Annotated in this window: 13 protein-coding genes; 10 read left to right on the plus strand and 3 right to left on the minus strand. The window is 59.7% G+C overall.

Annotated features, from left to right (window positions below; genetic code table 11):
* The first annotated feature begins 2 nt into the window (after positions 1-2).
* From ABH945_RS13940 to ABH945_RS13975, 8 genes are all read left to right on the plus strand, one after another.
* Positions 3-3,995: a glycosyltransferase gene (locus ABH945_RS13940; RefSeq protein WP_429250869.1), complete on the plus strand. Its 3,993-nt coding sequence runs from the start codon at positions 3-5 to the stop codon at positions 3,993-3,995.
* 13 nt (positions 3,996-4,008) lie between these two features.
* Entirely contained in the window at positions 4,009-4,956 is a 948-nt protein-coding gene (locus tag ABH945_RS13945) for an NAD-dependent epimerase/dehydratase family protein (RefSeq protein ID WP_429251097.1), read from the plus strand.
* Positions 4,957-5,248: 292 nt separating this feature from the next.
* Complete coding sequence (locus tag ABH945_RS13950; protein ID WP_429250870.1) at positions 5,249-6,730, plus strand: MBOAT family O-acyltransferase; 1,482 nt, start codon at positions 5,249-5,251, stop codon at positions 6,728-6,730.
* Between the two features lie 4 nt (positions 6,731-6,734).
* A complete protein-coding gene (locus ABH945_RS13955; protein ID WP_429250871.1) occupies positions 6,735-8,438 on the plus strand; it encodes an alginate O-acetyltransferase AlgX-related protein in 1,704 nt (567 codons plus the stop codon).
* A gap of 231 nt (positions 8,439-8,669) precedes the next feature.
* Positions 8,670-9,512: a glycosyltransferase family 2 protein gene (locus ABH945_RS13960; protein ID WP_429250872.1), complete on the plus strand. Its 843-nt coding sequence runs from the start codon at positions 8,670-8,672 to the stop codon at positions 9,510-9,512.
* Positions 9,509-10,465, plus strand: a complete 957-nt coding sequence (locus tag ABH945_RS13965; RefSeq protein WP_429250873.1) for a UDP-glucose 4-epimerase family protein — start codon at positions 9,509-9,511, stop codon at positions 10,463-10,465. The genes ABH945_RS13960 and ABH945_RS13965 overlap by 4 nt, the downstream gene beginning before the upstream one ends.
* Positions 10,466-10,484: 19 nt before the next feature.
* Positions 10,485-11,495, plus strand: coding sequence for an MraY family glycosyltransferase (locus ABH945_RS13970; protein WP_429251098.1), 1,011 nt, complete (start codon positions 10,485-10,487; stop codon positions 11,493-11,495).
* A 12-nt stretch (positions 11,496-11,507) separates the two neighbouring features.
* Positions 11,508-13,385 carry a polysaccharide biosynthesis protein gene (locus ABH945_RS13975; RefSeq protein ID WP_429251099.1) on the plus strand — a complete coding sequence of 626 codons (1,878 nt, stop codon included), beginning with the start codon at positions 11,508-11,510 and terminating at the stop codon, positions 13,383-13,385.
* Between the two features lie 344 nt (positions 13,386-13,729).
* Here ABH945_RS13975 and ABH945_RS13980 read toward each other — a convergent pair whose 3' ends face one another.
* On the minus strand, positions 13,730-14,830 hold the full coding sequence (locus ABH945_RS13980) for an MraY family glycosyltransferase (protein ID WP_429250874.1): 1,101 nt from the start codon (positions 14,828-14,830) through the stop codon (positions 13,730-13,732).
* A 285-nt stretch (positions 14,831-15,115) separates the two neighbouring features.
* Between ABH945_RS13980 and ABH945_RS13985 the strand changes: the two genes are divergently transcribed.
* Both ABH945_RS13985 and ABH945_RS13990 read left to right on the plus strand, forming a co-directional pair.
* Positions 15,116-16,684, plus strand: a complete 1,569-nt coding sequence (locus tag ABH945_RS13985; RefSeq protein WP_429250875.1) for a methyl-accepting chemotaxis protein — start codon at positions 15,116-15,118, stop codon at positions 16,682-16,684.
* 298 nt (positions 16,685-16,982) lie between these two features.
* Positions 16,983-18,521: a hypothetical protein gene (locus ABH945_RS13990; RefSeq protein ID WP_429250876.1), complete on the plus strand. Its 1,539-nt coding sequence runs from the start codon at positions 16,983-16,985 to the stop codon at positions 18,519-18,521.
* Between the two features lie 71 nt (positions 18,522-18,592).
* On the opposite strand, the gene galE is transcribed toward ABH945_RS13990, so the two are convergent.
* Together galE and ABH945_RS14000 are read right to left on the minus strand one after the other, a co-directional pair.
* Positions 18,593-19,615: a UDP-glucose 4-epimerase GalE gene (gene galE, locus ABH945_RS13995; protein WP_429250877.1), complete on the minus strand. Its 1,023-nt coding sequence runs from the start codon at positions 19,613-19,615 to the stop codon at positions 18,593-18,595.
* A 13-nt stretch (positions 19,616-19,628) separates the two neighbouring features.
* Entirely contained in the window at positions 19,629-20,777 is a 1,149-nt protein-coding gene (locus ABH945_RS14000) for a glycosyltransferase family 4 protein (protein WP_429250878.1), read from the minus strand.
* Positions 20,778-20,835 lie beyond the last annotated feature (58 nt).

A 20,835-nucleotide genomic window follows, 5' to 3' on the forward strand; every position in this document is an offset into this window, starting at 1 on the left:
TTATGTCGTTTAATCCCACGCTGCACCCAACGATTTTCAGCCGGCCCAACTATCTGTCGGGGCGCAGCGCGTGGGTCGAGCATATTCCGTTTGCCTTTGCGATCGTGAGCGCGCTGCGCCCGCGTACTGTCGTCGAACTCGGGACGCACTATGGCGACTCCTACTGCGCGTTCTGCCAAACTGCCAACGAACTGAAGCTTGATATTCGTGCCTATGCAGTGGATACGTGGCAGGGCGACGAACACGCCGGCTTCTATGGCGAAGATGTGCTGAGCACGCTGCGCCAGGCGCACGACGCTACCTATTCGCAATTCTCGACACTGGTGCGCTCCACGTTCGACGAGGCGGTGGTTCATTTCGGACCCGGCACGATCGATCTGCTGCACATCGATGGTCTGCATAGCTACGAAGCCGTCAAGCATGATTTTGAAACGTGGTTGCCTTTGCTCAGCGACCGCGCGGTCGTGCTGTTTCACGACACCAATGTGCGCGAGCGCGATTTCGGCGTCTGGCAGTTATGGGATGAATTGAGCGGCCGCTATCCGTCGTTCTCGTTTCTGCATGGGCATGGCCTTGGCGTGCTCGGCGTAGGTAGCCAGATTCCAGAGGCAATGCAGGCGCTGTTCCGGACTGAGGGCGAAGCGGCCGTGGCAACGCGCAACTTCTTTGCTCAACTCGGCGCCGGCCTGAACCGCGAAGCGCAGCTCTCCGGCGCTCTCAACGCACAGAACGCCAACGTCGCTGGACTTCAGGCGCAGTTGGCGGCCAGCCAGGCCGAACTCCAAAAGACTCGCGGCGAAATCCAGTCGACGTCGGCAAAACTGAATGCCGTGCAGGGCGTGACGCAGGAATTGAAGGCGCAACTCGACGATTTGGAATCAACACCAAACGTTGCTGAAGATAAAAATACGGAATTGCAGGCGCAGCTCGACCGCGTCAATCTTACGTTGAACGCGATCGTCAATTCGCGTACGTGGAAGCTTGCTCATCCTTTGCGTCAGATTGGCGGTCGCGCGGCCCATCAACGGCGCCGTCTGTCACGTGTCATGGCGGCGCAGCGTACGGCCGGGGGCTGGCGTCCGCTCGCGAAGGCTGTTTATCGCGTCTGGCAACGAGGCGGTGTGCCCGCAGTCCTCGATGCGGCGCGCAACGTTGCGCCGGGTGGGCGGCTGCCCGCGCACATGTCGCTGGATTCGCGCGAAGCCACGCTTCTTGAAAACATTCACGCGCGTCTCATCGGCGACAGCACGTCAACCTTGACGTCGCCCGCGGCAGTCGCTGGCAGCCCGCTGATTTCGCTGGTAATGCCGGTCTACAAGATTTCGCCCGCGCTGTTACGCGAGGCAATCGACTCCGTACGCGCTCAGACTTACCGGAAATGGGAGCTGTGTATCGCGGACGACTGCTCCGCCATGCCTGAACTGGATGAACTTCTTGCCGAGTACGTGCGCAAGGATCCGCGCATCAAGGTAACGACGCTGCCGGAGAACGGCGGCATCAGCAAGGCGTCGAACGCGGCACTCAAGCTTGCGACCGGTGAATACGTCGCACTGATGGACAACGACGATCTGCTCACATTCGACGCGCTCGAACACGTGGCTGCGGCGATCGTTGGTCAGCCGGACGTGGACCTGATCTACTCGGACGAGTGCAAGATCGACGAGTCCGGCAAACCGGTCGAGATCTTCGCCAAACCCGACTGGAGTCCGATGCTGATGCTGAATTGCATGTATATCGGCCATCTTGGCATTTATCGGCGCTCGCTCGTCGAGGAAGTCGGCGGCTTTCGCTCGGAATTCGATTTTTCTCAAGACTATGATCTCGCGTTGCGCGTGTCGGAGCGCGCCAAATGCGTGATGCACATTCCGCATGTGCTGTACGGTTGGCGAATGATTGCGTCGTCGGGGTCCGCTGGCGGCAAGCCGTTCGCCCGACAAACGAATATCTCTGCGCTGCAGGCGGCGGCCGACCGTCGGGGCTGGGCCGGTACAGCACTGCCGTTGCCCGCCGCAAACCGGATTCGATTCGATCTGAGCAAGGAGCAAGCATTCGTCTCTATCGTCGTGCCGTCTGATAATCGGCGCAACATAGAAGACACGATCAAGTCGATCAACGAAAACACCACGTACACCGCGTACGAGATCATCGTGGTAACGAACTCGACCATCGTCGACGCCATGAGCGCAAGTCCGGTCGATTCGAGAGTCCGGCTGGTTCGCTATGACAAGCCATACAGTTTTTCCGACAAGTGCAATGTTGGCGCGCAAAATTCGCGCGGCAAGTATCTGGTGTTCTTCAACGACGACGTGCGGGTCATCACACCCGAGTGGCTCGAAGGCGTACTCGAATACCTGGAGCGGGACGGCGTAGGCATCGTCGGTCCGAAGCTGCTGTACGAAAACGGCACCATCCAGCACGCAGGCATGGTAACGGGCGTGCGCCGACTGGTTGGCACGGCTTTCCATAGTCTCCCGGCCGATACGCCGACGTATTTCAACTTTGCGCAATCGGTGCGTGAAGTGTCGCTGATCTGCGGAGCTTGCCTCGGTATCGGCAAGGAGGTGTTCGATCGCGTCGGCGGATTCGATGCGGTCAATGCGCCTATCAACCATTCCGACGTGGATCTGTGCTTCAAGGTTCGCGATCTGGGCTTGAGCTGTGTGTACACGCCGCACGCCACCCTGCTGCACATCGGGCATATGTCGCTCGCCGAGGTGGACAAGAAAAAAGTTGCGGCACCGCGGAAGAAAGACAAGGCGGATATCTTTTTACTGCGCCGCTGGATCTCATACATTTGCGAGGACAAGTATTTCCCGAAGCCCATGCGTGATTTGGCGTACCACGATTCGCCCGAACCATTCGACGTCTATCAGCCGCTATCGCCCACCGCCGCAACGAGTGAGAGCAAGGACATTCTGCTGATTTCGCACGATCTCACGGAAAGCGGGGCGCCCCGGGTCGTGCTGGAGATGGCGCGTACCCTCATGGACGCCGGTCATTTCGTGGTGGTCGCATCACCGGATGACGGGCCGCTGCGGCATGAGCTACAGCGTCTCGGTGTGGCCGTCATCGTCGACAGTCTGCTGCTGACCCGGCATGTGTCGGTTCGCGACCTAGCCCGCAATTTCGATCTGGTAATTGCGAATACGGCGGTGGCGTGGCCAATCGTGCTGCAGTTGACTCCGTTCGTGGACATGTATTGGTACATCCACGAAACGGGTTTGGTGACAGACCTGATCGAGCGCAATCCGGGATTCCTGCAAGCGCTCGCCAAGGTGAAGTGTGTGTTCGCCGGTAGCCGGCGTGCGGCCGGACCGTTGCGGAGATATCGGGACGACGTGCGGGTCATGGAATATGGACTCGATCCGCTCACTATCGACGCTGTCGCGCTGCCCGATACCGAAACTTCGGAGCCGCGTCGCCTGGTCGTTTCGGTATTCGGTTCCTATGAGCCGAGAAAGGGGCAGGACCTGTTCGTGGCGGGCGTTGCGGCGCTGCCGCGCGGCATTCTCGAGCGGTGTGAATTTCACGTCTATGGACGCGTGCTGGATGTCGGTTTTTTCGAAGGCGTTCAGCGTATGGCCAAGAACGTGCCGCAGCTTACGCTGCACACGCAACTCGGCTACGAGCAATACGTGAAGCAACTGGTGACGTCGGACCTGGTGGTTGTGCCATCGCGAGACGATACGTTGCCGCTTGTTTCCCTTCACGCGATGGGGGCGAGCAAGCCACTGATGTGCACGTTGTCCACTGGCACTTCCGAGTATCTGGAAAATGAGGTGTCAGGATTTGTGATTGCGAGCAACCATCCGCCTGCTATCACACAGGCGTTGATGGACGCGATCGGCAATGCTGCAAATTGGCGTGACATCGGGCGAGCCGGGAAGGTGCTGTTCGACCAGCATTTCTCGCGCGAGCGTTTCTCGAAATCGTTGCTTGAGGAGATCGGGACGGCGAGGGAGCTGGCATCTGCAGCCTCAACGATGGATTTTTAAAGGGGATTTGGCGATGCGATGTTGTGTTTTGGGCGGGACTGGCTTTATCGGGCAACACCTGGTTCAGGATCTGGTGTGCCGAGGCGACGACGTGACGGTCCTCAGCCGTTCCGACGCCGATGCCGTGCGCCAAACCAATCCGGCTTTCTCCGTTGATGCCGTACAGTGGGTGAAGGGCGACTGGAGTGATCCTGTTGCGCTCGCAGCGGCCGTTCAGAGTGTGGACGTCTGCTTCCACCTTGTTTCGACCAGCCTGCCGCGTTCCTCCAACGAGGATCCGGTGGCCGACATCACGACCAATGTCGGCGGCACGTTGAGGTTGCTCGAGCATGCAGTGGCGCTCGGCGTGAAGAAGGTCGTATTCGTGTCGTCGGGCGGCACCATTTACGGTACGCCCCAGTTCTTGCCGATCAGCGAAAGCCATCCCCTCGAGCCGAACTGTTCGTATGGTATCGGCAAGCTGGCCATCGAGAAGTACCTGCAACTCTTTTCCACGTTGCACGGCCTGGATTTCGGCATTGTTCGCCTGTCGAATCCGTACGGCGAGGGGCAGCAAATCAATCGTGCTCAGGGGGCGGTGTCAGTATTTCTGGACCGCGTGCTGAGAGGGCAGTCGATTGACATCTGGGGCGATGGCTCGATCGTTCGGGACTATATCTACGTGGCCGACGCCGTCGACGGTATTTTGCGGGCAGCGGCTTATCGGGGCCCGGAAAAGATTTTCAATATCGGTTCCGGCACCGGCCGCTCGCTTACAGATATTCTTGCGGAGATCGAGTCGCTGCTGGGCTGTAAGGCTGACGTGCGCTTCCTTGCGCCCCGCGCGTTCGATGTTCCTGTCAACGTGCTGTGTATCGAGCGCGCGCGTACGTTGCTTGAGTTCGCCCCAAAGGTTACGTTCGCCGACGGTATCGACCGTACGGCCAGTTGGCAAAAAACCCAGTTGAGCCTCGCGCTGTAGACGAAGACCGTAGCAGTGGCGCGTTTCTTCGTGCGGGCGGCATGGCGGAGCCTGCGGATTGGCTCGCCGAACTCGCGAGCCGATACCGCCGCAAGTGCCATCTTTTCTGCTTCGTCCGAGGCGAGTGACGCGTAACGCCATGAACGAATGCGTGCGCGAATCGCTGGGTGCATCCACTTGGCCGCCAATAGTCAAACAGATGGTGGCTGGGTACAATCGGCGCTGAATTCAACTCAGTCAGTCTAGGCAACTATCGAGGTGGCGTGCAGCCAATCAACAGGAAGAGGGTGACTTGGTCTTCAGTTCTGCGGTTTTTCTTTACTTCTTCTTGCCAATCGTGCTCGGACTTTACTATGTCCTCGCGCATCGATTCAGAAACCTTCTGCTGCTTGTCGCCAGTCTGATTTTCTACGCGTGGGGTGAGCCGGAATATCTCACGCTGATGATTCTGTCGATCCTGTTCAACTGGACGATCGGCCTTGCCATGGCTCGAGCGCCCGGACGGCGCAGTGAATTTGCAATTCTGTCCGTTGGCGTCACCGTCGACGTGCTGGTCCTGATCTACTACAAGTACGCGTTCTTCCTTGTTTCGAATCTGAACGAAATCATCGCGCCGTTTCTTCATCGAACGATTCCCGCGCATCAGATCCCGTTGCCGATTGGTATTTCCTTTTTCACGTTTCACGCGATTTCGTACATCGTCGATATCTATCGACGCGAAGCCCAGGCGTTGCGGAATCCGCTCAACATGGGCCTGTACATTTCGCTGTTCCCGCAATTGATCGCCGGCCCGATCATTCGGTATCACGACGTCGCCGATCAGATTCTGCATCGAAGCAATACGCTTGAGCGGTTCAGTTCGGGTGTCGAACGATTTGTCTACGGTCTCGGCAAAAAAGTTCTGATTGCCAATGTGCTAGGGCAGGTCGCCGACCAGGCGTTTTCTACGCCTGCCGGCAGCCTGTCGGCCGGTACTGCATGGCTCGGAATCGTGTGTTACACACTGCAGATTTATTTCGACTTCTCGGGTTACTCCGACATGGCAATCGGCTTGGCGCGCATGTTCGGGTTCGAATTGACCGAGAACTTCAACTATCCGTACATCTCCCGGTCCGTGCGTGAATTCTGGCGACGGTGGCATATCTCGCTGTCCACCTGGTTTCGCGATTATGTATATATCCCGCTAGGCGGTAATCGTGCTTCGTCGATGCGAGTGCGCATCAATCTGTTCGTGGTATTCCTGCTCTGCGGTCTCTGGCACGGCGCGAGCTGGAATTTCGCCTTCTGGGGCGCGTTCCACGGTGGTTTGCTGGTGCTCGAACGGGGCCCATTCGGCAAAACGATCGATCGCGTTCCGCGACTCATCGGTTCGGCCTATACGCTACTCATGGTCGCTATCGGCTGGGTCTTCTTCAGGGCCGCAGACTTCCACGAGGCACTCGTTTATTTGCGGGCGATGTTCGGTGGCGCGGCCGTGCGTGGTTTCACCCCGCAAATGGCGTTGTTCCTGAACTCGCAGACCTATGTAGCGCTGGCGTTCGGGATCCTGCTCTCAACCCCAGTCGTTACTTTTCTGGCGCGAGACTGGAAGTCGCGACGATTCCCCTACCACTCAAACGAGCCTTTGCCGGCCGTCATCACGTCACTTGCGGTCGATCAAATGCAGGCTACCGTTCTGTCGACTCGAACCGTTGCCGTGATTGTCATCCTGCTGATGTGCTCCGCCCAGCTGGCTGCCAGTACCTATAACCCGTTCATCTATTTCCGGTTCTGACATCATGGACAGTAAAGCTCTGACGAACTGGGTCATGTCCGTGGCGTTCGTGGCAGGAATCTCTTTGCCGCTTGTCACCATGTGGTCGGGAAATGGGAGCAACTCCGAACAACGGAATCTGGCAAGTTTCCCGTCGGCCGATCTCAAATCCGGCGCAATTTATCGTTTCCCGGCTGGTTTCGAAACGTACGTCAACGATCGCTTCGGCTTTCGCAACTGGTTACTCGATGTCCAGGGCAAGCTTTCGTACAAGCTGTTTCACCGTTCGGGTTCATCGCGGGTCATCGCCGGAAAACAGGATTGGCTCTTTTATACCGATGACGGCTCGCTGCAGGATATGCAGCGCACGGATCCGTTTTCGGTTGCCGACCTGCAAAACTGGAAGGCAAGTGTCGAACAGCGCGGTGCGTGGCTAGGCCAGAAGGGCATTCAGTACCGGCTGGTGGTGGCGCCCGACAAGCAGACCATCTACCCGGAAATGCTCCCCGCACGGATGTTTGGCGCCGGCCCCACGCGTCTTGAACAGTTGCTGGCGTACATGGGGCCGTCGCCATATGTCGTCGACACCCATCCGGCGCTGATTGAACGCAAGCCGGTCGCAGCGGGTCGCCTGTTTTTCCATACGGACACGCATTGGACGAGTTACGGTGCCTATCTCGGCTATCGGCGGTTAGTGGATTCGTTTGGCGGACAGGTCAAGGCGAATTCCATGACGCTCACAGACTCGGCTTTCATCACGCAGCAGGGCAGCAGCCCAACCGACCTTTCAACGATGATCCGCCTGCCGCGCGCCGAAGCGAACGAAGGTGCGGATATCTCCGCGAGGATCGATTGCTTGCGACAATCGCAGGCGTTGCCGCCGCTTGGCATCGACGTCAGCAGGTTGCAGGGTTATTCGGCAACGGTGTGCAAGGGGCAGAAAGGGACGGCGCTCGTCTTCCACGATTCGTTCATGACCGCCATGTCGCCGTATATCTCGTCGCAATTTGGCCGGGTCGTCTATGTCTGGGCCCGCCCAGACTCCGATATGCTGGTTCGGATGGTCGCGCAAGAAAAACCTGATGTAGTCATCGAAGAGCGAGTGGAACGCTATATGCGAAGCCCGCCGCTACCTGATCTCGATCAGGCTCTCGCCCGAACCGACTCTGCAGCCACCCGGCAGTACACTACCGCGAGCTGGATCCAGCAGGAGCAGAGCAATGCATTGCTGAATGTTGGCGCGCGGCTCGTGAAGAGCGCCGATGGTGAGGGTTTCATGCTCAATGGAAAGCTCCTCGCCAAGGTTTCTGGTAAGCAGGATGGCGGCGGCTATCTGGACGAAGTGCGAGGCGAGGGACGCAATTATATTTTTACCGGCTGGGCGGGATTGCCCGATCAGGCCAAGGCCGCACAGTTCGTCGCGCTGACGGCGGGGGACCAGATCGTGTATATCGCTCCGGTGGGCGGTGCGCGTCCCGATGTCGCGGTTCACTACGACGAAAATGCGTTGGGCACCTCAGGTTTTATCTTCGAGGTTCCACATGACTACATCTGGGCTACATCGGGTGATATTCGAATGTTTGCCTTCAACGGCAATCAGGTCGCGGAGCTTCACGTCAACCCGGATTTGTTAGGCGGTCTCCAGCAACGCGAGAAATATCTGGCGCAGCAAAAAAAGCAACTTCAGGCGCAGGCTGCGAGCGCGTCGGCGGTGCAATCGAGTCATTGAGCCGGCACGACGATGAGTCTCGGAAGATGCACGGATTTTCATGTGCGGCGGCGCGGCGGATAGTGGTTGTCGGCCGGCCGTTTTCATGAGCGAGCAGGGTGTCAGGCTATACGGTTCTCGCCGGACGTAACACAATGAAAAGCTGATTGCCCATCGTCGGTAAATTCAGCACACTAAAACAGATTTGCGAGGCGCTATCCGCTAGCCCGCCTCGACGTTTACAGCACCCCAATGAATGATACACGCGCGCAATCTTCGGAGACCTATGGGCTTTCCGTCTCCCTGGTTGCATTCCAGCCGAATATGGCACAACTGCTGAATACGTTCGCTAGCCTCGATGTCGCTTGCGCGACGTTGCGCGCGCGTTCACCTATGCCTGTCCAATTCTTCGTGGTGGACAACGGCGGTTTACCCGATATGTCGTCCAGGTTCAGCGAGCTTCGCGAGCAGGGAATCGAATGTACGCTGATTTCGGGACACGGCAATGTCGGATACGGTCGCGGCCACAATCTCGCCATTAAACGCGCGGAAAGCCGTTACCACCTCGTGCTGAATCCAGATATCAATATCGATCCTGATGCGTTGAGCACCGCGCTCACGTTTCTCGACGTCTATCGCGACGCAGGGCTACTGAGTCCACGCATTGGCGACGAAGCCGGTCGCATCCAGTATCTATGCCGCCGCTATCCCACGATGCTCGACCTGCTTGTGCGTGGCTTTTTGCCGATCAACCTGCGTCATTTCTTTACGCGTCGGCTGGCCCGTTATGAAATGCGCGATCAGATCAATGAGAGCGACGTCGTGTGGGACCCGCCTATCGTCAGCGGGTGCTTCATGCTGTTTCGAACGGAAGTGCTGAAGAAACTTGCAGGCTTCGACCCGCGGTATTTCCTTTATTTTGAAGACTACGATTTGAGCCTGCGAACCCACGAAGTGGCACGCGTTGTCTACGTACCTTCGGTTCGCGTTATGCATGAGGGCGGTGGCGCCGCGCGAAAAGGATTGGCACACATCAAAATGTTCGTCGCGTCGGCCTGCAAGTTCTTCAACCGCTTCGGCTGGAAGTGGGTATGAACGGGATCGTCGTTACTGGTGCCAATGGTTTCGTTGGAAAGGCGCTGTGCCGTTTGCTCGTGCAGGCTGGCCACAGCGTGACGGGTCTCGTGCGGCACGCTGCTGGGTGCCAGAGCGGTGTGCGGGAATGGGTTGATAGCACGCCGGACTTTGTCGGCATCGACTCGAGCTGGCCTGAGGGTCTAACGCCAGATTGCGTCGTGCATCTGGCTGCACGTGTTCACATGTTGAACGACGATGCATCAGATCCAGACGCTGCATTTCATGCGACCAATGTGGAAGGCGCGTTACGCGTTGCGCGTGCCGCGGTTCGGCATGGTACCCGGCGCTTTGTGTTCGTCAGCAGTATCAAGGCAATCGCCGAAGATGACGCTGGAAGGCCGCTCCGTGAAGATGACACGCCGCGGCCGCAAGATCCCTATGGGCGTTCAAAACTGGCCGCGGAAAAGGCGCTCATCGAATACGGAAATGAGATGGGGCTCGAGGTGGTCATCGTCAGGCCACCGCTGGTTTATGGTCCCGAAGTTCGCGCCAATTTCCTGCGGCTCATGGATGCCATTTCCAAGGGATTGCCGCTACCTCTCGCCCTTGTCGCGGCACGACGCAGCCTTGTGTACGTCGACAATCTCGCCGATGCTCTGATGTGCTGTGCAATCGATCCCCGTGCGGCGCGTGGGTGTTTCCACGTTGCGGACGATGACGCCCCGACCGTTGTCGAGTTGATCGAAACGCTGGGTAAGCATCTGCAAAAGCCGGCGCGGTTATTTCCGGTTCCTGTAGCGTGGTTGCGGCTGGCCGGCCGGGCAACCGGCCGATCCGCCCAGATTGACCGCCTGATCGGCAGCCTTCAGGTCGATGCCAGCCGGATTCGCTCTGTGCTCGGCTGGCAATCGCCATATTCCGTCGAAGAAGGGCTGGCAACGACGTCCCGTTGGTACCGATCCACGCATTGAGGACGCGAACTTGAAGGATATTTTCACTTTGCCCACCTGGGCCGCCGTCACGCTGATCGCGCTCGGGACCGCCTGCGCATGTGCCGTCATTCTGTGGACGCTCCTTAAGAGCGGCATGGCATGGCGCCTGGCAACGGACGTTCCGAACGACCGTTCGCTGCATGTGACTCCGACACCTCGCGTCGGCGGCTTGGGCATCGTGCCGGTGGCTGTTGCCGCGACGTTGTTGCTGGCACCTGGTCTGTGGTGTGCGGCACTCGGCACGGCTTTTCTGGCTGCCGTCTCCCAGATCGACGACCGCCGCGGACTGCCGGCGCGCGTGCGATTTTCTGCACACCTCATCGCCGTCGGCGCGCTGGTTACGCTTTTCCCAGCGGCCGCGCCGTGGTGGGCTTTGGCAATTCTTGCGTTCTTGATGATTTGGCTGGTGAATCTTTACAACTTCATGGACGGTGCCGACGGATTGGCAGGCGGCATGGCGCTGTTTGGCTTTGCCGGCTATGCCGCGGGCGCGCTGCTGAGCGACCATCCCTTGCCGGCGTTGGCGTGGTCTGCGACGGCTGTGTCCGGCTCCGCACTTGGCTTCCTGTGGTTTAATTTCCATCCGGCGCGAATTTTTTTAGGCGACGCGGGCTCGATCTCGTTAGGTTTTCTGGCCGGCGCGCTTGGCTACTGGGGCTGGCGCGGCGGAGTTTGGCCTGTCTGGTTTCCAATCCTTGTGTTCGCACCGTTCATCGCGGATGCGTCGATCACGTTGGCCCGACGGCTGCTGCGCGGCGAAAAATTTTGGCTAGCTCACCGCGAGCACTACTATCAACGAATGGTGCGTTCCGGCATGGGACACGCAAGGACGGCATTGGCATGGTACGCAACAATGGTGATAGGCATAATATTTGCTGTATCTGCGCTTGGGCGCCCGGCGATTTTTCAGGCATGTGTGCTGGCTTGTTGGATCGTCGTTCTAGCAGCAGCCGGCGCGTTAATCGATCTGCGCTGGCGCCGTTTCCATTCAACACTGTCCGACAATTGAGGTATGGCGTTGATGCTACGAAATAAGGCCACTTGGCTATCTATCGGCGCTTTTCTATTTGATTTGTGCGCGGTGACCGCTTCGTGGCTCGCTGCGTACATTATTCGCTTCAACGGCTCGGTCCCGGCAGAGTTCCGACCTGGGGCGCTGCACTCGCTCCTTTGGGTGCTGCCGGCTTACGGCATCATGTTCAGAATCTTCGGTCTCTATCGCGGAATGTGGGTCTTCGCGAGTTTGCCCGATCTTGTGCGCATTTCAAAAGCCGTGGCTGGCGGCGCATTGGTCACCATGGTTGTGTCAGTGCTGGTCCAGCCAATACCGATCGTGCCGCGCTCGGTGCTGTTGGTATCGCCGCTATTGCTGTTTCTCGCCATGGGTGGCTCCCGCGCGCTGTATCGCGCGACCAAAGAGTTCTATTTGTACGGCGGTCTCATCGCACAGGGTAAGCCGGTGGTGGTGCTGGGAGCGGGGAACGCAGGCGCGAGCCTCGCACGTGAGTTATCCCGTTCAAGCGAGTGGCGCCTGGTCGGCCTCCTCGACGACGATGTGTCCAAGCACGGGCGGGAAATTTATGGCTACAAGGTACTCGGTTCAATTAGTGACTTGTCGCACTGGGCCGAACAGCTCAAAACTGAATATGCAATCATCGCTATTCCGTCGGCTTCGGTAGATGTGCAGCGTCGCGTGGCAACGCTGTGTGTCCGTGCCGGGGTGCGTGCACTTGTGTTGCCAGCTCTGACCGACGTGACGCAAGGTCAGGGGTTTCTGTCGCGTGTACGGCAGATCGACCTCGAGGATCTACTCGGACGCGACACGATTAATATCGATACGCCCCACGTCGAAGCGCTACTGCGGGACCGGGTAGTCATGGTCACTGGGGCGGGTGGGTCGATTGGCTCAGAGTTGTGTCGCCAGATTTTGCGCTTCCAGCCGGCGCAACTGATCACCTATGATCTGTCCGAATTCGCGATTTATAAACTGACTGAACAATTGCAGGAGCGTTTTCCTGACGTGCCGGTAATTCCGGTAATCGGTGATGCGAAAGATTCCCTGTTGCTCGATCATGTGATGTTGCGCCACACGCCGCACATTGTCTTTCACGCGGCGGCGTATAAGCACGTCCCTCTGATGGAAGAACAGAACGCGTGGCAAGCCGTCCGGAATAACGTGCTCGGCACTTACCGCGTGGGCCGTGCCGCGATTCGTCATGACGTAAAGCATTTCGTGCTGATCTCGACCGACAAGGCGGTTAATCCGACCAATGTCATGGGGGCAAGCAAACGTCTGGCTGAAATGGCATGCCAGGCTTTGCAGCAAACAAGTTCGCGTACGCAGTTCGAAACAGTGCGGTTTGGAAATGTCCTTGGCAGTGCGGGCAGTGTGATCCCGAAGTTCCAGCAGCAGATTGCGAAGGGTGGTCCTGTTACCGTGACACACCCCGAGATAACGCGCTTCTTCATGACCATTCCGGAAGCGTCACAACTCGTCTTGCAAGCGTCGAGCATGGGGCATGGGGGCGAAATTTTTATTCTCGATATGGGGGAGCCAGTGAAGATCGTTGATCTCGCTCGCGACCTGATTCGCCTGTACGGCTTTAGCGAAGAGCAGATCAGAATTGTCTTTACCGGTTTGCGCCCCGGCGAAAAGCTCTACGAAGAACTGCTGGCTTGCGACGAGACGACGACACGCACGCCGCATCCCAAACTGCGGACGGCTCGTGCACGCGAGGTCGCCGACGATTTGCTGGACAAACTGTTGCCGTGGCTAATGCAGCACCGCGTACTAAACGACGAGGAAGTGCGCCGCGACCTGCGCCGCTGGGTACCTGAATACCAGCCGGCGGCCGCCACGTCGTTGCGCAGCGTTCCAGCATCGACGCGAGCTTCATAGGGACCGGGTGAGGAAGAATCCTGCCCGTCAGGAAATCAGAATCCGAATGAGGGTTCAGCCTCGCCTGAGCCCCTGTCATTCTCATCAGTAAACGCGCAGCGATCCTTGCTCAAGTTTCGACGGCTCTTAGCGTCGTGGTTGGTGAATCCAAAGCCGCGTAATTTGCATTAGTCACCTGCCAGCGCGTGTAGGCCGTCGTACTTCCCGGTCGGCGCACTTGTCATTGCTGTCGCCGCTGGCTTCACGCTTCAGTTTTCAATGATGTGGTTCTATGCCGCGAGGAATGCGACTAGCCCTGGATCAGTGTTAGCGCATTGACGCGGACAAAGCTCCGGTCCTGCGCTTTACCGCTTCGTCTTCCGCACCACCATCCACCTCGGCGACTTGAACCGCACGATGCTCATATAGAGCCACACATAAGTCGCCGCGAACACCACCACGAAGCAGAACAGATGCAGCGTATGCCGCCAGAACAACGTCGCCGGCACGACTGCGATCAGGCACAGCAGCCACAAATACGGCGACGTCAGCGAGTTGCGGCGCGTCAGTTCGCGCGCGGTGCGCGTGCCGACCGCCCAGCGCATCAGCCGCTTGTAGACCAGCATGTGCAGATGCACGCCGTCGGGAATGCCCGGCGACATCCCGCGAATGAATTTTTTGCGGTAGATCGAGAAGCACGTCTCGAAGATCGGGTACATGAACAGCAGCACCGGATACCACGCCGACACGTCGCGGTTGCGCATCACCAGCATGATCGACAGCTCGGCGAGCATGAAGCCGATGAAGTACGCGCCGCCGTCGCCGAGAAAGATCAGCCCCGCCGGGAAATTCCAGATGAAGAATCCGAGCACCGCGCCCATCATCATGAACGACGCCGACAGCACGATCGGATCGGACACCTGGAACGCCACGTAAGCAAGCGACGCGAACATCATGAACGCGACCATCGACGCAAGACCGTTGAAGCCGTCGATGATGTTGATCGCATTCGCGAGCGCCGCGACCGCCAGCACCGTGACCACGAACGAGATTGCCGCGTACGAGAGCAGGAAGTCGAGCGGCGGCACGCTGATGCGCGTGACCGCGATATCGAGGATCCAGAACGCGAGCGCGGCAGCCGCCATCGTGCAGACGAGACGGGCGAGCGGCGACACGCGCTTGGTCAGGTCTTCGACGAGGCCGGAGCCGAACGCCGGCATGCCGCACGCGATCAGCCCGAGAATGCCGCCCGACACGGCCGGATACGCGTGATGCAACTGCACGGCCGACACGATCAGCCCGAGCAGAATCCCCGTTCCGCCGATACGCGGCACCGGATGCACGTGAAATTTCTGGACGCCGGCCAGATCGGTGTCGGTGGAGAATTTTTCATGCAGATGCGCATAGCGCACGATCAACAGCGTGATCAGCAGTGAAACGAGAAAGCCGAGCGCAAAACTAAGCATGAAAGTGGGCCTGAGCGAAGACGCCGAATTATACAAACGAAACCGCTGACGCCCAGAAAGCGGCGAGTTGCAGCGCGCGCCATCGAATGCGCGAGATATCCCAGATAGTGAAGCCGGAACTGCCTGAAAAGCCGCGCCAGTTATGGATTTCACCTATGCAGGCCGAGTCCGGCGAGGTCGTTAATCTGGATGCGGCGAAGTGTAAGTTATGCACAACAAGACCAGGTACGCACACGGCCGCTGCTTTGCCGCAGTTCTATAAGACGTTCCGGAGAGAGAGACCCCATGCTTAACAACATCACCATTCGTGGCGGATTGACGCTGGTCATCAGCGTTTTCGTCGCGTTCCTTCTAACCGTGATCGGCGTCGGTTACGGTGCGCTCAAGCTTGCCAATGGCAGCCTCGATGCCACGCAGCGCAATGCCGCCGCGCTCTCGCATCTGAAGGCGAGTTCCGAGAAGCTGTTGCAGGTGCAGCTTGCGCTGGGCACGTATCAGACGCTGTTCAGCGTCGGCAAGCAGACCGACGACCTGTTGCCGGCTGCGCACAAGGTGCTGGTCGAATCGAACAACGATTTCCGCAACTACATGGCCGGCCCGTTTGCCAGCGACGAAGAACGCAAGCTCGCGCAAAGCGTCGAGCAAGCCCGCTCGGCACTCGTCGATAAGGCGATCGAGCCGGAGTTCAAGGCGCTCACCGATTTCGACTTCAATACATTCCGCAATATTCAGGGTGATACGGCGAACAGCTTCTACGCGACCTATGCGAAAGCCATCGGCGCACTCGAACGCGCGCAGATCGACACACAGCATCAGCAGTCCATCACCGCTGCGGGTCACTTCCAGTTCGCGACGCTGCTGTTCGCGGTGGTCGGCGTGATCGCGCTCGTGATTGGCGTGGTGGCGCGGATCGCGTTGTCGGCGGCGCTGATCAAGCCGGTCAACGCGACCGTCAAGCATTTCGAGCGGATTGCTTCCGGCGATCTGAGGAGCACGATCAAGGTCAAATCGCGTAACGAAATGGGCCAGTTGCTCGGCGCGCTGACGACGATGCGCGACGGCCTCGTGCAGACGGTCGCGAAGGTGCGCGGCAGCACGAGCGCGATTACCCAGGGCGCGAACGAAATCGCGGCGGGCAATGCGGACCTGTCCGCGCGTACCGAGCAGCAGGCGGCGGCGCTTCAGCAGACGGCGGCGAGCATGGAGCAACTGTCGGCGACGGTGAAGCAGAACGCGGACAACGCGAAGCAGGCCAACCGTCTCGCGCACGGTGCGCTGGACACGGTGACGCGCGGCGGCACGGTGGTGTCGCGCGTGACCGAAACGATGGACCGGATCAGCGAATCGTCGCGCAAGGTGACGGAGATCATCGGCATGATCGAGGGGATCGCGTTTCAGACCAACATTCTCGCGCTGAACGCGGCGGTCGAAGCGGCGCGCGCTGGCGAGCAGGGGCGTGGTTTCGCGGTGGTGGCGTCGGAAGTGCGCAGCCTCGCGCAGCGTTCGGGCGCGGCGGCCAAGGAGATCAAGGAGCTGATCGGCGAATCGGCGTCGAAGGTCGAAGAGGGCGCGTCGCTCGTATCCGCCGCGCAGAAGACGATTCACGAAGCGATGAGCGCGGTCGAACGCGTGACCGGCGTGATGAGCGAAATCGAGGCATCGGCACTGGAGCAGAGCGACGGCATCGAACAGGTCAACAAGGCCGTCTCGCAGATCGACGAGGTGACGCAGCACAACGCCGCGCTGGTGGAGCAGGCTGCTGCGGCCGCGAAGACGCTGGAGGAGCATGCGGTTGCACTGCGCGATGCGGTGTCGGTGTTCCAGCTCGATGCAAGCGATGCGATGGTGGCCTGAACGGGCCATTGAGAAGCTGCGCCGCTGCGGCGGCGCATCCATGACATGGGCCGCGTTTGGCCACGTTTGCCCGCGGTTGCCCATGTTCGCCCGCGCAGCCGGCTAGAGGCTGGCGGGCCGAACGCGACCTGCACGCGACTCAAACGCAACGTCGTCACCGCGCGTTCAGCACAATCCCCACCCGGTTCGCACTCACCGCTACTTTAGAATCCTGTTTTCCATAGCCGCCTTCGCTCGCCGCCGATACACCGGCGCCGCATCACAGCGAGGTGCGATAAGAAACGAAAACAGGTGGTCCATGCTGAAAAAGTGGCTGGCTTTTTGCGCCCCGGTGCTTTGCATCGCGCTGTTCATCATCGTGTTCGGGCGGACTTATGCGTCGGTCCCGCTTCACGAGATTGGGGATTTCGCAGCCAACTCGTTGCTGGTGCAGGATGCGCGGCATCTGCATCTTCTCGTCGGCCATTATTCGCGGGTCGGCTTCAATCATCCCGGTCCCGCGCTTCTGTATGTGCTGGCAGCGGGGGAGTCGATATTTTTCGATCTGACCCATTTGACCGTCTCGCCATTTGCCGGTCAGATTTATGCGGTGGCGCTGCTTTCCGGCTTCTGGATCGTCGCCATCGGCACGCTGTTACGGCGGATGCAAGGCTCGCTCGCGAGCGCTGTGATCACGACCGCGCTGTTTGCCGGCGTCACCGGCTACCTCAATTTCCAGGCATTCGCGGGACCTTGGTTTCCGCATATGTACTACTTCGCGTTTGCCGCTTTCACCGTGGCCGTCGCCGCGTTGATCATGGGGCGCGCGGACGGCCTCGTGCTGCTCGCCGTGAGTCTCGGCTTCCTGTTGAACGGACATGTATCGTTTGTCGGCGTGACGGCGGTGATGCTTGTCTGTGCGCTCATCGCGAATGCGTGGGTGGGGACGAAGGCGAATGCGCAAGGCACCTGGCTGCTGAGCCGCGCCTATCTCACGCGGAACTGGCCGATCGTCGCCGTCTCGGTGGCGATCGTGGCGCTGTTTCTTCTGCCGCTCGCCATCCAGACGGTTCTGCACTTTCCTGGCCCGATCGCTGACTACGCCACGTTCGCGCATGCGCATCATGCAAACCGCCCCGCAGATGCCGCGCGCTTTGCGGGCCTCTTCTGGAATAACGGCCTGTTTGGCATCCTGTTCGGCGCGGTGGTTTGCGCGGTGCTGGTCACGAACAATCCCGCGCGAGACAGCGAAGGCCGCGTCGCCCCCGAGCGGGCCTTGGCGCTGGCACTGGCGAGCGCGACAGCCGGCTTCCTCTTCTATGCCGTATTCGGCGTCGACGATCTATCTCTGACTTACGTCGGCATTTTTTATTACGCGATTCCCGCGCTCGCGCTGACGTTGTTGCTCAAGCGCCTAGTGGACAACGTGACGGTCGCGAACACGCGCGTCGCGGCGGTCGTCTGCGTTCTCGCGTGTGCGTTCACCGCGCTGCGCATTCATCAGATTCCCGAAAACGTCGCGCAATACGACGAGCCGCAAATTCCCGCCGCGTACGCAGCCATCAACAAGCTGGCAGGCGGAGCAAACAGGCTCGTCTTCGATCTCGACGGCTCGCAGTTGGAGCGGTTATGGCCGACGCTGGTCGGTGTGGAAGCGTATGCGCGACGCCAAGGCAGCACGCCGTTCTGTATCGCGGATAACTGGCAGCTTCTGTTCACGAAGGCCGCGCGTTGCACGCCGGATCAGATCCGCAATGCCAGCGGTCGCTTTCTGGTGTCGGCGGTGCCGAAAGAGGGATTGGTCAGCGCCGCGAACGTCGCGGGCCTGTATTTTTATCCGCGTGAGGCGGTGAAGTAAAACCGTCGTGACAGCACCGGGCACTGGAGCGCACTCAGCGTGCGCTCCAGTGCCCGTGCCTTTTCAGCCAATCACGCAAAGCCGCGCGGATTGCTCGACTGCCAGCGCCAGTGATCCGCGCACATCCGCTCGATGCCGTACTGCGCACGCCAGCCAATGATCTTCTCGGCGGCCGCCGGATCGGCGAAACACGACGCGACGTCGCCCGGACGGCGCGCGACGATCTCGTAAGGCACCGGCTTACCCGACGCCTTCTCGAATGCGCGCACGACATCCAGCACGCTATAGCCCTGACCCGTGCCGAGATTCACCACGAAGCTCGCATCACGTTTGACCAGCGCGTCGAGCGCGGCAAGGTGCCCGCGCGCCAGATCGACCACGTGGATGTAGTCGCGCACGCCGGTGCCGTCGGGCGTTTCATAATCGCCGCCGAACACGCGCAGCTTTTCAAGCTTGCCGACCGCCACCTGTGCGACATACGGCATCAGGTTGTTCGGAATGCCCGCCGGATCTTCGCCGATCAAACCGCTCTCGTGCGCGCCGACTGGATTGAAGTAGCGCAACGTGGCAATCCGCCACGACGGATCGGCGAGTTCCAGATCGCGCAACACCTGCTCGGCGATCAGCTTCGACTGCCCGTACGGATTGGTGGCCGACAGCGGGAACGATTCGTCGATCGGCGAGCTTTTCGGCACGCCATAGACCGTTGCCGACGAACTGAACACGAACTGCTTCACGTTGCGATCGCGCATTACGCCGAGCAGCGCCAGCAGGCTGCCGACGTTGTTGCTGTAGTAATCGATCGGCTTTGCGACCGACTCGCCGACCGCCTTCAACGCGGCGAAGTGAATCGCGCCGGTGATCGGGTGCGCGTCGAAAATGCGGTTGAGCGCGGCTTCGTCGCGTGCATCTTCTTGGTAGAAGGTCACGGCGCGGCCGGTGATCTGTTCCACGCGCCGCAGCGATTCGCGGTTACTGTTCACGAGATTGTCGATTACCACGACGTCATAGCCGCCGTTGAGCAATTCGACACAGGTGTGCGAGCCGATGAAACCCGCGCCACCCGTTACCAGAATCGTGCCCTTCGTGGTCATGCTGTTTGCTCCGTTAAAGTAAAACGCCCGTCATTTTCTGCACCAGGTCTTTATACGTTTCGACGACGACCCGTTCGTCGAATTCTTCCGCGACTTTCTGTCGGCCGCGTTCTGCCATTGCACGGCGCTCGGCGCCGCTCATGTCGAGCATTTGCGCAAGACGCGAAGCAAGACTCTCCGCGTTGCGCACTTCACACAGCAATCCGTTGACGCCTTCGGCCACCACCTCGCGGCAGCCGGGCACGTCGGTCGTGACGATCGGCCGGCCCATCGCCGACGCTTCCATCAGCGTACGCGGCACGCCTTCACGATACGACGGCAGCACGATGCAGTCGGCATCGGCGATAAAAGGCCGCACGTCGTGCGCCTCGCCAAGATAGTCGATGACACCTTCGCGTTCCCACGCGGCCACTTCGTCGCGCGTGATGGCGCTGGGGTTGTCGACGCCGACCGGCCCGAGCAACTGGAAGCGCGCGTGCGGGTAACGTTCGCGCAGCCGCCGCGCCGCATCCACGTATTCGCCGACGCCCTTGTCCCACAAGAGCCGCCCGATCAGCACGAAGCGGAAATCGGCGCGCTCGGGCAGAGGCGTGAACGCGAACTGTTCGAGATCGACACCCTCGCCGTGCAACAGACGCGCACGCTCAGGATGCACCAACAAATTTCCGTCGACAAACGCCGCCTGATCGTCGCGATTCAGAAACCAGACCTCGCGCGGGAAACGGAACGCAAAACGATACAGTTTTTTCGCGACCTCTGCGGCGCGGCTCTGCTGGATGAACACGTAGCCGAGCCCCGTCGTGACCGCCACCGACTGCACGCCCGCCAGCTTCGCCGCGATCGAGCCGTAAATATTCGGCTTGATCGTGTAGTGAAACACGACATGCGGACGGATTGCCCGATATTGACGGTACAGCGAGTACAGCGTGTGAAGGTCGTCGCGCGGACTCGTGCCTTTCGAGGCAACCGGCAATTCGATGCAGCGGCAACCCATCGCGGTGAGCAGCTCGAACGTGCGGTCGCGCGGCGCGAGCACCGTCACGTCGACACCGCGGCCGACCAGCATGCGGATCAGCCCTTGCCGATACGTATAGATTGCCCACGCGGTGTTACAGACGAGTGTAATGCGCAGTGCGGGCGTCGACTTCAGGGCAGGCTTCATGCGGAACGGGACCGGCGGTTAGGCGAAAAATGAGTGGAGTGTGAAGCGGGTGATGCTT

Source organism: Paraburkholderia sp. GAS333, assembly GCF_050435665.1.
Lineage (GTDB): Bacteria > Pseudomonadota > Gammaproteobacteria > Burkholderiales > Burkholderiaceae > Paraburkholderia > Paraburkholderia fungorum_A.

Coding starts and splice junctions, on each gene's coding strand:
- ABH945_RS13965 (WP_429250873.1), top strand. CDS start 9,509: ATGAACGGGATCGTCGTTACTGGTGCCAATGGTTTCGTTGGAAAGGCG.
- ABH945_RS13955 (WP_429250871.1), top strand. CDS start 6,735: ATGGACAGTAAAGCTCTGACGAACTGGGTCATGTCCGTGGCGTTCGTG.
- ABH945_RS13940 (WP_429250869.1), top strand. CDS start 3: ATGTCGTTTAATCCCACGCTGCACCCAACGATTTTCAGCCGGCCCAAC.
- galE (WP_429250877.1), bottom strand. CDS start 19,615: ATGACCACGAAGGGCACGATTCTGGTAACGGGTGGCGCGGGTTTCATC.
- ABH945_RS13975 (WP_429251099.1), top strand. CDS start 11,508: ATGCTACGAAATAAGGCCACTTGGCTATCTATCGGCGCTTTTCTATTT.
- ABH945_RS13980 (WP_429250874.1), bottom strand. CDS start 14,830: ATGCTTAGTTTTGCGCTCGGCTTTCTCGTTTCACTGCTGATCACGCTG.
- ABH945_RS13990 (WP_429250876.1), top strand. CDS start 16,983: ATGCTGAAAAAGTGGCTGGCTTTTTGCGCCCCGGTGCTTTGCATCGCG.
- ABH945_RS13945 (WP_429251097.1), top strand. CDS start 4,009: ATGCGATGTTGTGTTTTGGGCGGGACTGGCTTTATCGGGCAACACCTG.
- ABH945_RS13960 (WP_429250872.1), top strand. CDS start 8,670: ATGAATGATACACGCGCGCAATCTTCGGAGACCTATGGGCTTTCCGTC.
- ABH945_RS14000 (WP_429250878.1), bottom strand. CDS start 20,777: ATGAAGCCTGCCCTGAAGTCGACGCCCGCACTGCGCATTACACTCGTC.
- ABH945_RS13985 (WP_429250875.1), top strand. CDS start 15,116: ATGCTTAACAACATCACCATTCGTGGCGGATTGACGCTGGTCATCAGC.